14 protein-coding genes are annotated in these 15,128 nt (G+C 61.9%); 11 read left to right on the top strand and 3 right to left on the bottom strand.

Features of this window, described 5'->3' with window-relative positions:
- Positions 1-3 precede the first annotated feature (3 nt).
- The 11 genes from ABUH87_RS00860 to pnp all read left to right on the top strand — a co-directional run bounded on the left by ABUH87_RS00860 (position 4) and on the right by pnp (position 12,437).
- A complete protein-coding gene (locus tag ABUH87_RS00860) occupies positions 4-774 on the top strand; it encodes an acyltransferase family protein (RefSeq protein WP_367767972.1) in 771 nt (256 codons plus the stop codon).
- Between the two features lie 365 nt (positions 775-1,139).
- Positions 1,140-1,700: a ribosome maturation protein RimP gene (rimP, locus tag ABUH87_RS00865; RefSeq protein ID WP_367767974.1), complete on the top strand. Its 561-nt coding sequence runs from the start codon at positions 1,140-1,142 to the stop codon at positions 1,698-1,700.
- A 4-nt stretch (positions 1,701-1,704) separates the two neighbouring features.
- The gene (gene nusA / locus ABUH87_RS00870) at positions 1,705-3,339 is read left to right on the top strand and encodes a transcription termination factor NusA (RefSeq protein WP_367767976.1); all 1,635 of its coding nucleotides are present in this window, start codon (positions 1,705-1,707) and stop codon (positions 3,337-3,339) included.
- Positions 3,320-4,108, top strand: a complete 789-nt coding sequence (locus ABUH87_RS00875) for a DUF448 domain-containing protein (RefSeq protein WP_367767978.1) — start codon at positions 3,320-3,322, stop codon at positions 4,106-4,108. Before nusA ends, ABUH87_RS00875 begins: the two co-directional genes overlap by 20 nt.
- Positions 4,109-4,131: 23 nt before the next feature.
- Positions 4,132-6,801, top strand: coding sequence for a translation initiation factor IF-2 (gene infB / locus ABUH87_RS00880; RefSeq protein ID WP_367767980.1), 2,670 nt, complete (start codon positions 4,132-4,134; stop codon positions 6,799-6,801).
- A gap of 115 nt (positions 6,802-6,916) precedes the next feature.
- Positions 6,917-7,450, top strand: coding sequence for a DUF1697 domain-containing protein (locus ABUH87_RS00885; protein ID WP_367767982.1), 534 nt, complete (start codon positions 6,917-6,919; stop codon positions 7,448-7,450).
- 79 nt (positions 7,451-7,529) lie between these two features.
- Entirely contained in the window at positions 7,530-7,922 is a 393-nt protein-coding gene (gene rbfA, locus ABUH87_RS00890) for a 30S ribosome-binding factor RbfA (RefSeq protein WP_367767984.1), read from the top strand.
- 120 nt (positions 7,923-8,042) lie between these two features.
- The gene (locus tag ABUH87_RS00895; RefSeq protein ID WP_367767986.1) at positions 8,043-8,723 is read left to right on the top strand and encodes a site-2 protease family protein; all 681 of its coding nucleotides are present in this window, start codon (positions 8,043-8,045) and stop codon (positions 8,721-8,723) included.
- 11 nt (positions 8,724-8,734) lie between these two features.
- Complete coding sequence (gene truB, locus ABUH87_RS00900; protein WP_367768041.1) at positions 8,735-9,655, top strand: tRNA pseudouridine(55) synthase TruB; 921 nt, start codon at positions 8,735-8,737, stop codon at positions 9,653-9,655.
- 5 nt (positions 9,656-9,660) lie between these two features.
- On the top strand, positions 9,661-9,930 hold the full coding sequence (gene rpsO, locus ABUH87_RS00905; protein WP_367767988.1) for a 30S ribosomal protein S15: 270 nt from the start codon (positions 9,661-9,663) through the stop codon (positions 9,928-9,930).
- A gap of 191 nt (positions 9,931-10,121) precedes the next feature.
- Positions 10,122-12,437 carry a polyribonucleotide nucleotidyltransferase gene (gene pnp / locus ABUH87_RS00910; RefSeq protein WP_367767990.1) on the top strand — a complete coding sequence of 772 codons (2,316 nt, stop codon included), beginning with the start codon at positions 10,122-10,124 and terminating at the stop codon, positions 12,435-12,437.
- A gap of 124 nt (positions 12,438-12,561) precedes the next feature.
- Here the strand turns inward: pnp and ABUH87_RS00915 are convergent, their stop codons facing one another.
- From ABUH87_RS00915 to ABUH87_RS00925, 3 genes are all read right to left on the bottom strand, one after another.
- On the bottom strand, positions 12,562-12,987 hold the full coding sequence (locus ABUH87_RS00915; RefSeq protein ID WP_367768043.1) for a GGDEF domain-containing protein: 426 nt from the start codon (positions 12,985-12,987) through the stop codon (positions 12,562-12,564).
- A complete protein-coding gene (locus ABUH87_RS00920) occupies positions 12,987-13,835 on the bottom strand; it encodes a sensor domain-containing diguanylate cyclase (protein ID WP_367767992.1) in 849 nt (282 codons plus the stop codon). Before ABUH87_RS00920 ends, ABUH87_RS00915 begins: the two co-directional genes overlap by 1 nt.
- A gap of 216 nt (positions 13,836-14,051) precedes the next feature.
- A complete protein-coding gene (locus tag ABUH87_RS00925) occupies positions 14,052-15,098 on the bottom strand; it encodes a GGDEF domain-containing protein (RefSeq protein WP_367767994.1) in 1,047 nt (348 codons plus the stop codon).
- Positions 15,099-15,128 lie beyond the last annotated feature (30 nt).

The following is a 15,128-nucleotide window of genomic DNA, read 5'->3' on the forward strand; positions in this document are numbered from 1 at the left end:
ACCATGCCGGACGTAAGGGCTCCGCGAAGTCAGTGGGTGGACATCGCGAAGGCCATCAGCATCCTGCTCGTGGTCTTCCACCACAGCCAATACAGCTTCACTCCACAGATGGCGCACGTCGACGAGGTGCTGCTGTTTTTCAGAATGCCCCTGTTCTTCTTCGCGTCGGGGTTATTCCTGCGAAAGATGATGGGGTATGACCTTCCCGGTCTATTGGGGCGGCGGATTGCACCCCTGCTATACTTGTACGTCATCTGGTCTCTTGTGAAGTGGGGGGTCGTTGCTGGTGTGCCGTACTTGCGGGGGCAGCCCTCGGATCTCTCAAGCTTGCTGCGCATCTTCTGGGAGCCGCAAACAACCTTGTGGTTCATCTACGCGCTCGCCCTCTATTCGCTGCTCGCATGGCTTCTGAGGCGTCTGCCTGAGCTTCTGGTCGCGGTCGGGGCCCTGCTCGTAGGAGGGGCTGCACTGTCGGTGGGGCCGGTGACCGACGGACCTTTCGCTCTGCGTTTGGCCCGCTTTTTTGTGTGGTTCTGGCTCGGGTACGTGTTGCGAGACCAGGTTGCCGCTCTGGTTAAGCGCCATTTCCGATGGGGCTTCCTGGTGGCGATACCGCTCTGGGGCATGGCTTGCCATTTCCTGATAGTGTCAGGCGCCAATCTGCACGCGTGGGCGCTTCCGTTGACGGCCAGTGCGTTGCTCGCCGGGCTTGTTCTTGCTGCGGGACTTGAGCGTAGTGTCCTCTCCGCGCCTCTGGCCGCTGTTCATGGCTGATCGAGTGGGGATGGGCTGGTTGTATGAATTGCCGACGAGCACCCGCATTAGCATCGAGCGGCATGCGCAACTTGTCTTCGCTCGCCGCCGGGAAATGGCCGTAGCACCTGCTGTCGAGAGGAAATCCTGAGCGTCAAACGGAACTCGCGCCCATTGTTCCACCGGCCGCATCGGCCTGGAGGCCAATTAGCGCCCTGTGCATCGAGAGCATGAGCGGCGCTGAAGCAGCATGCTTGTGCTTGCGTTTTGTGCGAAATGATATTATCTCCCGCACATCCCGACATTGGTGACGCAAGATCGGGCTGGCGCCGCGAGGGGCCGGCGCTTAGCTGCATTGCCGTGTTTCTTGCCGTTGGAGTTCTGGATTGGTCGACATTGCGCGGATTATCGAGGTTGTAGAGCCAGAGGTACAGGCCCTCGGCTTCGAGCTCGTGCGCGTGAAGATCCTGGGCAAGAGCGAGGTCGGCGATGACGAGATTGCTTTGCAGATCATGGCAGAGCGTCCCGAGACCGGCCAGCTTTTGCTGGATGACTGTGTGGCCCTTTCCCATCGGGTGTCGGACCGCATGGACTCGCTTGAAGAGGCGGGTGAAGTGCTGATCGAAGAGGCATACCGCCTCGAGGTCAGTTCGCCCGGGATCGATCGTCCTCTTACCCGCCCCAAGGACTATGCGAACTGGGCGGGGCATGAGGCGAAGTTCAGTCTGAGCGAGCCGATCGAAGGCAATCGCAAGGCTCTCCAGGGGGATCTTGTTGGGCTTGAAGGTGAGGCCGTAGTGCTTGATGAGCGCAAATCTGGACGGGTGACGTTCCCGCTTGCTCACGTTCATTCTGCACGGCTCGTACTGACCGACCGTCTGATTGCCGCTACCCGTCCGATCGACGCCGAGGGCGCCGACGAAATTCTTGAGGAACAGGAAGACTAACCCCATGGCCAGTGCGATTTCCGCTAACCGCGCCGAGCTGCTCGCGATTGCCAATTCGGTTGCGTCCGAAAAGATGATCGACAAGGCTATCGTCATTGAGGCGATGGAGGAGGCGATCCAGAAGTCGGCGCGCAACCGCTATGGTGCCGAGAACGATATTCGTGCGAAGCTCGATCCGCGCACGGGCGATCTGCGCCTGTGGCGTGTGGTTGAAGTGGTTGAGCAGGTCGAGGACTATTTCAAGCAAGTCGACCTCAACCAGGCGCAAAAGCTGCAGAAGGATGCCAAGATTGGCGATTTCATCGTCGATCCGCTGCCTCCTGTTGACCTGGGGCGCATTGATGCGCAGTCGGCCAAGCAGGTGATCTTCCAGAAGGTCCGCGATGCCGAGCGTGACCGTCAATACGAAGAGTTCAAGGATCGCGTGGGTGAGGTTATCACCGGCGTGATCAAGTCGGTGGAATTCGGCCACGTGATCGTCAATCTCGGCCGGGCCGAGGGCGTGATTCGGCGCGATCAGCAGATTCCGCGCGAAGCTGCGCGTGTCGGCGAGCGTATCCGGGCGATCGTTCTCAAGGTCGAGCGGCAGAACCGTGGACCGCAGATCTTCCTCAGCCGCGCTCACCCCGAGTTCATGAAGAAACTGTTCGCGCAGGAAGTGCCTGAGATCTATGATGGAATCATCGAGATCAAGGCAGCTGCGCGCGATCCTGGGTCGCGTGCGAAGATCGGTGTGATCAGCCACGACCATTCGATCGACCCGGTCGGTGCCTGCGTCGGCATGAAGGGCAGCCGTGTTCAGGCTGTTGTGCAGGAACTGCAGGGCGAAAAGATCGACATCATTCCCTGGAGCGAGGACACCGCGACCTTCGTCGTTAACGGGCTGCAGCCCGCTACCGTCAGCCGTGTGGTGATCGACGAAGAGGAAAACCGCATCGAAGTCGTCGTTCCTGACGACCAGCTGTCGCTGGCGATCGGCCGGCGCGGGCAGAACGTCCGTCTCGCCAGCCAGCTCACCGGCTCTCAGATCGACATCATGACTGAGCAGGAGGCGAGCGAGAAGCGGCAGAAGGAATTCTCCGAACGCTCAAAGATGTTCGAAGAGGAGCTCGATGTCGACGAGACGCTCTCACAGCTGCTGGTGGCCGAAGGCTTCAGCGAGCTGGAGGAAGTGGCATACATCGATGTGAGTGAACTCGCGGCCATTGAAGGTTTTGACGAGGAGCTCGCCGAGGAACTTCAGAGCCGTGCATCCGAAGCGCTTGAGCGCCGTGAGGAGGCTTACCGCGAACAGCGCCGTGCTCTTGGTGTTGAGGACGCTCTGGCCGAGCTGCCGCACCTGACAGAGGCAATGCTTGTCACTCTCGGCAAAGCCGGCATCAAGACGCTCGACGATCTGGCAGACCTTGCCACGGACGAACTGATCGCCAAGAAGCGGACTGAACAGCGCCGTCGCGACGGCACCGTCAATCGCCGGGCCCGTGAAGAAGACAAGGGCGGAGTGCTGGGCGAGTACGGCCTGAACGAAGAGCAGGGCAACGAAATCATCATGGCCGCACGCGCGCACTGGTTCGACGAAGAGCCGGCCGCGGGTGAGCCTGCAACCGAGGAGGCCGCCGATGCGGAGTCCTCGCAATGATCGCGTAAGCTCCGACAGAACCGACGCTCCGGCGAGAGCCGGCGAGCCGGAGAGGACATGCATTCTCTCCGGGGGTGTCGCGGCGCGTGATGCGCTGATCCGCTTGGCAATATCACCGCCAGGGCCGGATGGCGCGTGCGTGGTGTTGCCTGACGTCCATGCGCGGGCGCCGGGACGTGGTGCGTGGATCGGAGTTTCACGCGCAGACCTTGAAAAAGCGCAGGCGAAGGGCAAACTAAAGGGAGCCCTGTTGCGCGCCTTTGGCAAAACGCTGGGCGCAAAATCAGCAGGCGCTCCAACGCTTGTCATTCCCGACGATCTTTCGGACCGAATCGAAAGTGCCTTGACGCGCGCTTTCACCGACCGCCTGGGCCTGGAACTCAAGGCAGGGCGTCTCCTGATGGGTTCGGATCGCATTGCCGAGCAGGCGCGCGGCGGATTGGTGTGCTGGCTCGCACACGCTGCGGATGCCGCCGATGACGGTTCGCGCAAGCTCGATCAGGCGTGGCGCGTCGGGAGCGAGGCCGAAGGAACGGGATTGCGAGGAACAGTCTTGCCACTGGACCGCATGGCGCTGTCTGTGGCATTGGGCCGCGACAACGTCGTTCACTTGGCGCTGGTGGATCGCGGGGCGGCCGAACGGGTTGCCGCGCCACTCCGGCGCCTGCTGCATTTTCAAGGGCAGGCCGCGGTGAACGAGGCTGCGGCCGAAGCTGACAAAGGTCATGGACAGGCGCAAGCCGAGTCTACGGCCGTGACGACGAATTAAGACCGAAGGGCGAATAGAGACTTATGAGCGAGACCGATAACAAGCCGACACTGGGCCGCAAACCGCTTGGACTCAAGCGGTCGGTCGAGGCCGGCGAGGTCAAGCAGACCTTCAGCCACGGCCGGACCAACAAGGTGGTCGTGGAGGTGAAGCGCCGCAAGCTGATTGGCAAGCCGGGCGAAGCTGATGCTCGTCCGGAACCAGCAGCCGCAGCAGAGCCCGCACCGGCGCCAGCACCCACGCCGGCACCGGCGCCGCGCCCGGTAGCGCCGCCGCCTGCTCCACCCCGTCGTCCGGCTGCTCCGAGCAATGAAACGCCACAGGAGCGTGTGGCACGCTTGCAGCGCGAAGCTGAGGAAGATCGCCTGCGCGTGGCAGAAGAGGCTCGCCGCCGCGAAGAGGATGAGCGTGCGCGTGCTCTCGAAGAAGAGCGGCGCCGTGCGGAGGAAAACCGTCGCGCCCAGGAGGAGGCTGCTGCCGCTGAGGCTCAGTCGGCACCTGAGCCCGAGCCGGAGGCTCCTGCCGAAGCGCCTGCCGCCGCGGAAGCTGTGCCTGCTCCTGAGGCCGGCGCTACGCCTGCCGAACAGCCGGCAGCGCAGGCCGCAGAACCTGAAGTCGTTCCTGCTCCACGCCGCTTTACGCCTGTGCAGCGTCCAGAGCCGATCCGCAAAGCTGAGGCAGCACCTGCGGCAAGTGCTCCTGCTTCGACGTCCAAGAAGCCCGACGCGAAGAAGGGCGCTCCCTCAGCGCCTGCGCGTCCTAGCGATCGCAACGCCAAGGGTGGCGACCGCCGCCAGTCGGGCAAGCTGACCGTTACGCGGGCGCTGAACGAAGATGAGGGCGCTCGCGCTCGCAGCCTCGCCGCTCTCAAGCGTGCACGCGAAAAGGAGCGTCGCGCGCACTTTGGCGGGCAATCGCAGCAGCGCGAGAAGCAAGTCCGTGACGTGATCGTGCCTGAAGCCATCACGGTGCAGGAACTGGCGAACCGCATGGCCGAGAAGGGCGCCGATCTGGTGAAGTCGCTCTTCAAGATGGGCATGATGGTCACCGTCAACCAGACGATCGATCAGGACACTGCAGAACTGCTTGTCACCGAGTTCGGTCACAACATTCAGCGCGTGTCTGAAAGTGACATCGACATCGACACGTCTGTTGATGTCGACACGGAGGAATCGCTGAAGCCGCGTCCGCCCGTGGTAACGATCATGGGACATGTCGATCACGGCAAGACGAGCCTGCTGGACGCGCTCCGTGGTACCGATGTGGCCCGCGGCGAGGCCGGTGGTATCACGCAGCACATGGGCGCCTATCAGGTGAAGACGAAGAAGGGCGATCTCGTCACCTTCCTCGATACGCCGGGCCACGCTGCGTTTACGCAGATGCGTATGCGCGGTGCCAACGTGACGGATCTTGTCGTGTTGGTTGTCGCTGCCGATGACGGCATCATGCCCCAGACGATCGAAGCCATCCGTCACACGAAGGCCGCAGGCGTGCCGATGATCGTGGCGATCAACAAGGTCGACAAGCCAGAGGCCAACCCGCAGAAGGTGCGCGAACGTCTGCTCGAACACGAAATCGTGGTCGAGGCCATGTCGGGTGACGTGCAGGACGTCGAAGTGTCAGCCAAGACCGGACACGGTTTGGATGAATTGCTCGAGAAGATCCTGCTGCAGGCCGAGTTCATGGAGCTTAAGGCGAACCCGGATCGGAACGCCGAGGCAACGGTAATCGAAGCCAAGCTCGACAAGGGCAAGGGCCCTCTGGCCACCGTACTGGTGAGGCGTGGCACTTTGAAGGTCGGCGATATCTTCGTCGTTGGCACCGAAAGCGGTCGCGTGCGAGCCATGCTCGACGACAAGGGGCGTCAGGTCAAGGAAGCGCCGCCAGCCCTGCCGGTCGAGGTCCTGGGCCTCGGCGGTGTGCCGATGGCCGGAGATCTCTTGAGCGTGGTCGAGAGTGAGCAGCGTGCGCGCGAAGTCTCGTCCTACCGCCAGGAGCAGGCGACGGCGAAGCGGACTGCGATGGCTCCGGCAAGTCTAGACACGATGTTCTCGGCGCTTACGGCCAAGCAGAGCGTCATTGAGTACCCGGTCGTCGTCAAGGCTGACGTCCAGGGTTCGGTCGAAGCGATCAACCAGGCCCTGCATGCTCTGTCGAACGACGAGATCAAGGTGCGTGTGCTCAGTTCCGGTGTGGGTGCCATTACCGAGAGTGATGTGACTCTTGCAGCCGCCAGCGGTGCGCCGATCGTCGGCTTCAACGTCCGTCCGAACGCCAAGGCGCGCGAGCAGATCGAGAAGACCAAGACGCCGATGATGTACTACGACATCATCTACGAACTGACGGCTGAGGTTGCCAAGCAGATGGCCGGCATCTGGGGGCCGGAGCGGATCGAGACCGTCGTGGGTCGCGCCGAGGTCAAGCAGGTCTTCCCTGCGGGCAAGCGGGACAAGGCAGCGGGCCTGCTGGTGCAGGAAGGCTTCATTCGCAAAGGCATCCACGCGCGTCTCACCCGCAACGATGTCATCGTCTCGGCAACGCTCATCCAGTCGCTGCGGCGCTTCAAGGACGACGTGGACGAGGTGCGTGCGGGTCTGGAGTGCGGTGTCGTGCTGGCAGACACGAATGACATTCGGGCGGGCGACCAGCTCGAAGTGTTTGAAGTCAGCCACCGCGAGCGAACGATCGGTTAAACGCCGATACGCAAATTAGGCTTTAGAAGGCGGTGACTGCGGGCTTTTCCTGCCGTCGCCGCCTTTTGCCGTTTCGGCTGATGAAACTGCCTGACCGGGCAGGAAGGTGGTTTGCATGACTCGCTACGTTGCTCTGTTCGGCAGCATCAATGTCGGGGGGAATCGGCTGAAGATGGCCGACCTGCGTTACGCGTTCGAACGCGAAGAGTTCGAGGACGTGGAAACGGTCGTGGCGAGCGGCAACGTACTCTTCTCATTCGATCAGCGACCCACCGATGGCCTTGAAGACCTCTTCGCGCATATGATGCGCGATCGTTTCGACATGAAGAGCTTCGTGGCGGTCCGCACCAAGGAGGAGGTGCAAGCGGCAATCGAGAGCAACCCGTTTAACGGAGTTGGCGAGGACAATCTCGTTCATACGCATTTTCTGGGCTGCCAGCCAAATGAGGCTCAGTTCGAGGCTTTGATGGCCGATTACGACGGGCGCGGTCCGGAGCAGCTGGCGGCAGGTGAGCGAGCGCTGTTTATCGACTTCGTCAGCGGGGCAGGCGGCAGCAGGCTCACCAGCGCATTTATCGAGAGGCGTTTGGGTTGTCCGGGTACGGCACGGAACATGCGTTCCCTGCGGCGGATTCTCGAGAAGATGTAAGCCGGCCCGGCAGCACGCTTTCTCCCGCGAAGTAATGAGATGTTGCAAAATACTGCGGGGCATCCACATGAGGCACGCCATGGCACGCCAGCAAACTACCCCCGAACAGCATTCCGTCCGTCTCCTGAAGGTGGGCGAACGAGTGCGTCATGTCCTCTCCGAGATCCTCACCCGTCAGCAGGTTCATGATAATACACTCACCGCCCACTCGGTGAGCGTTACCGAAGTGCGTATGTCGCCCGATCTTCGCCTCGCTACGGCATATGTGAAGCCGCTCCTCGGTACGGACGAGGAGGAGGTTCTGACCGCTCTCCGGCAGAACACTGCGTATTTTCAGAAGGAGGTGGCCCAAAGCCTGGGCCTCAAGTCCGCCGCGAAGATCCGGTTTCGCCTGGATGAGACGTTCGATGAGGCAGACCGTATCGAACGCCTTCTGTCAGACCCTCGCGTGAAGCGCGATCTTGAGGGATAAGGGCGCGGCGACGTTTCCCGTCGTTTTGCCCCCTCGTTTTGCCCCGTCGTTTTGCGAAGTCGGCGGGCCGGCTGTGTAGCCCGGCTTGCGGGTTGGCGAGGCACCTCCTAGATCGCCGCAATGCAAGAGACTTTGCTGCAAGCCGCAGCGCTCATCCTTCCCCTTATCATCGCGATCGTATTTCACGAGGTCGCCCACGGCTGGGTTGCCCGCGCGTTAGGTGATCCCACCGCTCATCGGCAGAGGCGGCTCAGTCTCAATCCGCTGAGGCATGTCGATCCCGTCGGTACTATCGTGGTTCCAGGCATGCTCGCCTTGGTGAGTGCCCCGGTGTTTGGGTGGGCAAAGCCAGTGCCGGTTGTCAAGCAGCGGCTCAACAATCCGCGCTATGGGATGATGGCGGTTGCCGCCGCAGGGCCGGCCACGAACCTGCTGCTGGCCGCGATCGGTGCAGTCGCGCTGGGGTTGCTCGCACGAAGTGAGAGCGGCGGTGCTCTCGTGGCGTTCATCGCCCTCAACCTTCAGAACTTCATTCTGATCAACATCTTCCTCGCGTTGTTCAACCTCCTCCCAATCCCGCCTTTCGATGGCTCTCATATCGTTGAGGGACTGCTTCCGCGCCGTGCCGCGCGCACGTACGAGAAGCTGCGGCCTCTGGGATTTCCGCTGCTGTTCCTGCTGCTCTTGGTGATCCCCTATCTGTGGCCGCAGTTCGGGGTTGTTCAACGGTTCGTGGTCCCGCCGGTGCTCTGGGCAGCCGGCCATTATGAAGCGCTTGTCCGCACGATCGCGGGGGTGTGACAGGTCGCGTCATGGTTTCAGGTTGGGTGATCCTAGACAAGCCGCTCGGGCTTGGTTCGACACAGGCCGTGGCGGCAGTGAAACGCAATTTGCGTCAGTCAGGCTACGGAAAAGGCGTGAAGGTGGGGCACGGAGGCACGCTTGACCCTCTGGCAAGCGGCGTGTTGCCGATCGGAGTGGGCGAGGCAACCAAGCTGACCGGGCGCATGCTCGATGCCAGCAAGGTCTACGAATTCACAGTCCGGTTCGGTGAGGAGACGAGCACCCTCGACCTTGAGGGTGCGGTCGTCGCCGCGAGTGAGGTGCTGCCGGCCAAGAGCCAGATAGAAGCGGTACTGCCGCGGTTCACAGGTCCGATCGATCAGGTTCCGCCCGCCTATTCCGCGCTGAAGGTAGGGGGGCAGCGGGCCTATGATCTTGCTCGCGCGGGGGAAGCGGTCGAGCTTGCGGAGCGCAGGGTTACGGTACATCGGCTCACCATTCTAGAGACCGAGGTTAGTGAGGAAGGTCTGCTTCAGTCGCTGACGCTGGTGGCGGATGTCTCGAAGGGTACCTATATTCGGAGTCTGGCGCGCGACGTTGCGTACGCGGTCGGCACCTATGGAACGGTAACGATGCTGCGGCGGGTAAAGGCAGGTCCGTTCGATGTGTCACAGGCGATTTCGCTGGACAAATTGAACGAAATCGGCCAAGGCGCGCCACTTGAGCATATACTCTTGCCGCTGGAGGCGGGGCTGGACGACATCCCGGCCATCGACCTTGACCCGGAGCAGGCAAGGGCGGTCCGACAGGGCCGCGTTCTGACCGGACTGCCCTGTAACGACGGGCTCCACTGGGCGAGGCTAGGCACTACACCGGTCGCGTTGATGGATCTTTCGGGCGGAGACGCCCGCGTCGTCAGGGGCTTCAATCTAGCTGATGTCGCGGAGTGAATGACATGTCGGTGACTGCCGAAAAGAAGACTGCGATTATCCAGGACAACGCGCGCCAGTCGGGCGATACCGGTTCGCCGGAAGTGCAGGTCGCGATCCTCACTGAGCGGATCAACAACCTGACCGGGCACTTCAAGTCGCACCACAAGGACAATCACTCCCGTCGCGGCTTGCTGGCCATGGTCAACAAGCGCCGCTCTCTGCTCGACTATCTGAAGAAAAAGGATGTCGCGCGGTACAATGCGCTGATCCAGAAGCTGGGTCTTCGCAAATAACAAGTTTCACGGCGGCTCCGGGAAACCGGGGCCGCTGCTCTATTGGGCTTCTGAAAAGCAGAAGCACAGGGCCAAGGCTGCAATTCGGCGGCTGGGCCAGGGAGCCACAAGAGGCTCCGCACCGGACCGGGACGGTATCCCCGGCAGTAAACCCCGCTGGCAATAGGGCTCGCGGGCTGAGGAAAAACTGAATGTTCGACGTAAAGACTGTATCCATGGAGTGGGGCGGAAAGACCCTCACACTGGAAACCGGCCGCATTGCCCGTCAGGCTGACGGCGCCGTGCTGGCCACCCTGGGCGATACCGTGGTGCTCTGCGCGGTGACGGCCGCCAAGTCAGTGAAGGAAGGGCAGGACTTCTTCCCGCTGACCGTTCACTACCAGGAGAAGTTCTCCTCCGCCGGCCGTATTCCGGGCGGTTTCTTCAAGCGCGAACGCGGTGCGACCGAGAAGGAGACGCTCACCAGCCGTCTCATCGATCGCCCGGTGCGTCCGCTGTTCCCCGAAGGTTTCTACAACGAGATCAACGTCATCGCTCAGGTTCTGAGCTACGACGGTGAGAACGAGCCCGATATTGTCGCGATGATTGCCGCTTCGGCTGCGCTCACCATTTCGGGCGTGCCCTTCATGGGTCCGATCGGCGCAGCGCGCGTCGGCTTCGTCGATGGCGAGTACACGCTGAACCCGAAGCAGGATGCGGCGCTGACCGATGGCCGCCTGGATCTCGTCGTCGCCGCCACTGGCGATGCCGTGATGATGGTCGAATCGGAAGCCAAGGAGCTGTCCGAGGACGAGATGCTGGGCGCTGTCATGTTTGCGCATGACGAGATCAAGAAGGTCGTCGACCTGATCATCGACTTGGCCGAGCAGGCCGCCAAGGATCCTTGGGACATCGACGTGTCGGACAAGACCGCCGACATCAAGAAGAAGCTCAAGGACCTTGTCGGCAAGGACGTCGCCGCCGCTTACAAGCTGACCAACAAGTCGGCTCGCTCGGACGCGCTCAACGCCGCCCGCGCGAAGGCCAAGGAGGCGTTCTCGGACGAGACTCCTCAGACGCAGATGGTCGCGATGAAGACCATGAAGAAGGTAGAGGCGGACATTGTTCGCGGCGCCATCCTCAAGGACGGTTCGCGCATCGACGGCCGCAAGCTCGACCAGATCCGGCCGATCGAGGCGATGGTCGGCTTCCTGCCGCGCACGCACGGTTCGGCGCTGTTCACCCGCGGTGAGACGCAGGCGATCTGCACCACCACGCTGGGCACCAAGGACGCCGAGCAGATGATCGATGGGCTCGAAGGCCTCTCGTATTCGTCGTTCATGCTGCACTACAACTTCCCGCCTTACTCGGTCGGCGAAGTGGGACGTTTCGGTGCGCCGGGCCGTCGCGAAGTCGGTCACGGCAAGCTCGCATGGCGCGCGCTGCACCCGGTGCTGCCGGCCAAGGCGGACTTCCCTTACACCATCCGCGTTCTGTCGGACATCACCGAGTCGAATGGCTCGTCCTCGATGGCGACTGTCTGCGGTGGCTGTCTGTCGATGATGGACGCGGGCGTTCCGATCGAGCGTCCGGTGGCCGGCATCGCCATGGGCCTGATCCTGGAAGGCAAGGACTTCGCGGTTCTTTCCGACATCCTTGGCGACGAGGATCACCTCGGCGACATGGACTTCAAGGTCGCGGGCACCGAGGCTGGCATCACCACGATGCAGATGGACATCAAGATCGCCGGCATCACCAAGGAGATCATGGGTCAGGCGCTCGAGCAGGCGAAGGCCGGCCGCGCGCACATCCTGGGTGAGATGCAGAAGGCGCTCGGCTCCTCGCGCACCGAGCTGTCGGCTCACGCCCCGCGCATCGAAACGATCCAGATCGACAAGTCGAAGATCCGTGACGTCATCGGCACCGGCGGCAAGGTCATCCGCGAAATCGTGGCCGAGACGGGCGCCAAGGTCGATATCGACGACGAAGGCACGATCAAGATCTCGTCCTCGGACATCGCGCAGATTGAGGCCGCCAAGAAGTGGATCCTCGGCATCGTCGAGGAAGCGGAAGTCGGCAAGATCTACGACGGCAAGGTCGTCAACATCGTCGACTTCGGTGCCTTCGTGAACTTCATGGGTGGCAAGGACGGCCTCGTCCACGTCTCCGAGATGAAGAACGAGCGCGTCGAGAAGCCGACCGATGTCGTCAAGGAAGGCCAGGCCGTGAAGGTCAAGGTCCTCGAGATCGACAACCGTGGCAAGGTCCGCCTCTCGATGCGCGTCGTCGACCAGGAGACCGGCGAAGAGCTGGAGGACACCCGTCCGGCCCGTGAGCCGCGTGAGCCTCGTGGTGAACGCAGCGGCGGTGGAGACCGTGGCGGTGACCGCCGTCGCCCGCGTGGTGACCGTGGTGGCGATCGTGGCGGAAACCGTGATCGCGGTCCTCGTCGCGATGGCGGCAACGGTGGCGGTAATGGCGGTGGCGGCGATCCCGACCACATGCCAGCCTTCCTCAAGGAAGACTGATCGCTTAAAACTCTGATCGTATGATCGGATGAGGGCCGCGCTGGGAAACCAGCGCGGCCCTTTCTTTTATCTGCCCTACGCGGGAGGGGCGTCGCCGCTGCGGGGCGGCCGATTGTCTCCGCGATCAGCCGGTAACCGCGAGGCGCGGCGCGGCCTTGTCGTCACGACCTGCGCGACGGTCGGCTCGCGCAATGCAGTTCTTGCCCTTCTTCTTCGCCACATAAAGCGCCGAGTCAGCCATCGGGATCACATCGGCTGCGGTGGTCGAGGTTTCAGGCACTGCGGCCACGCCGAACGAAGCGCTGACGGGCACACCATGAACGTCAGACAAGCCTTCCACGCGCATGCGCAGCATCTCGGCTTTCACGGCGGCGTCATCGAGGCCGCAGTTCGGGAGGATCACGATCAGTTCCTCACCACCGTAGCGGGCGACAACGTCCGAAGGTCGGAGCGAGGACACGAGTTGCCCTGCGACGTCGCGCAAAACGGCATCGCCCTTTGCATGGCCATGCTCGTCGTTCAGGCGCTTGAAGTTGTCGAGGTCGATCATCACGACGGACGTGGCGCCACCTGACGCTCAGCAAGGCTGATGTAGCGTTCGAGCGCATCTTCCATGTAGCGCCGGTTGTAGAGGCCTGTCAGAGGGTCGCGGAGTGACTGTGTTCGCAGCTTCTCGCGCAGTGCGATGTTCGAGAGGGCTAGCGACATGGAATCCGCCAGCGCCCGGGCTACGCGACGCACCTTGTAGAGGCGATGGAAGGCGTCTTCCGCTTCCGTGGCGAGCACGATCAAGCCAAACACCTGACCCCGAGCCATCATCGGGACTTCAACAGTGGCCGCGCTGCCAATCTGATGAAGGCAGGTCAGCGTGCCACTCTCAAGGGCGTTGATGTGCGGCTTACCGCGCTTGAGCGCCCAGCAAGTGCTGGGAAGCAGGGATGACACCGGGAGAAATCCTTCGGACTCGTTCCATGACTTGGTGAGATCGAGGCGGTCGCGCGAGTTGTTGAAGACGTAGAGAGCGCCGCCGAACTCGGGAAGCAGGCGGCGGGTCGTGGCCATGAGGATCGCACCGGCATCCTCGTGGTCTTCTGCCGCCTGCAGCATGTCGGTCATCGCGAAGAGCTCTTCGACCTGCTGCTTGGCGTCCTGAGCCTCCCGCAGATTGGTGATCTGCATGCGGACTTCGGCAAGCGCGCTGCGGCTGAAGACCAGGGTGGCAATGAACATGCCGAAAATGATCAGAAGCGCCATACCTGCGCCTGCTCGGGCAATATTGCCATGCCCGAACAGCGCAAGAGCACATGCGCCGATGCACACAACATGCAGGAGCGTTAGCAGAATGCGCCGCGAGGCCATTCCTTGCATTTCTATGGCGAGTCCGTTCTGCGTCTGCACCGCTTTCACCCTCGTCTATTTTCGACAAGAGTGAAGGAGAGAAGCTAACGAATGTTGAATCGTTCAGCTCAAGATAATTGGCGCAGCACAGGTGTCATTAATCCGCCCGTACAGCCAAATGTACGCATCTAACCTAAGTTAATTCTACGCGCCAAAGATGCGGCGTTCTGGCGTAAATCGACAGTCTATCAATAACGCCTGGTTCGGCTCTGCGCCTTAGTGCTCCGGCAGTTCCGCAATGACGACGCGATTACGGCCCGTCCTCTTTGCCTGGTAAAGGGCATCGTCTGCAGCTCGCAACGCGGTGCGAGGTTGAGAATAAGCGCGTACCCACGCAACCCCGGCCGAAAAGGTGATCTGCCCGAATGGAACGTCGGTCGCCCGGTTGACCAGCCGTTGTCCTGCGAGCTTGTCGCGCACCTCGTCGATGGCAGCCCATGCTTCCATGACATCCAGTCCGCGAAAAATGGCGCCGAACTCTTCGCCGCCGTGTCGCGCCACGTGACATCTTTCGCCGGATATACTTGAGAGCGTTTCGGCCACATACCGCAGCACGCGATCTCCTGCTTCATGCCCGTGAACATCGTTCACTTGCTTGAAGTGATCGATATCGCAGAACGCAACGCAGAGTGGTTCGTCTTTTTCGCAGGCAAGATTCAACTCCCGCTCGAAAATCATCTCGAATGCGCGGCGGTTGGGGAGCCCGGTCAGGTAGTCTACCTCGGCATCGCGCCGAGCATCGGCGAGCCGTCGCTCAAGCCGATGAACCTCCCGTTCGGACCGGTCCAGTTCGTCTTCGAGCGTTCGCGTGTGGCTCAGCACTTCTTTAACGACACGGGTGATCTGCTTGGCGTCCGTGCCGCTCTGGTCAAGACCGCGGGCGTGTTGCTCCAGCGCACTGCTATATTGCGTCGTCGCATTGCGCGCGTCGCTCGCCGTTCGGGCGAACGCGCCCATCGTGCTCTCCAGTTCTTCTACGAGCACCTGGAGTTCAGGAGCGTTCTCTTCTTCCGCAGCTTCATCCGCAATCGTCTGGAGCCAGTCGAGCGTAACAGGCTCACGAGCGCTCACCCGCTGCGCAACGCGTGTGGCCAGCGTTTCGTTGTTGCCGAAGACGATCTCGTACGCCGTTGCCAGGGTAAACGAATTTACTTCCAGCTCATGTGTCAGGATGAAGCTGGATATCGCGTCCAGACGCGAGCGGCCATCGTCCCAAGATGCGCCTGCCGCATCTTCCGAATTGCTTTGCTGAGAGCCTGACAAGCGCGATCCGAGTGTCAGCCGCCGGAACAG

Source organism: Novosphingobium rhizovicinum, assembly GCF_040813635.1.
GTDB classification, from domain to species: Bacteria; Pseudomonadota; Alphaproteobacteria; order Sphingomonadales; family Sphingomonadaceae; genus Novosphingobium; species Novosphingobium rhizovicinum.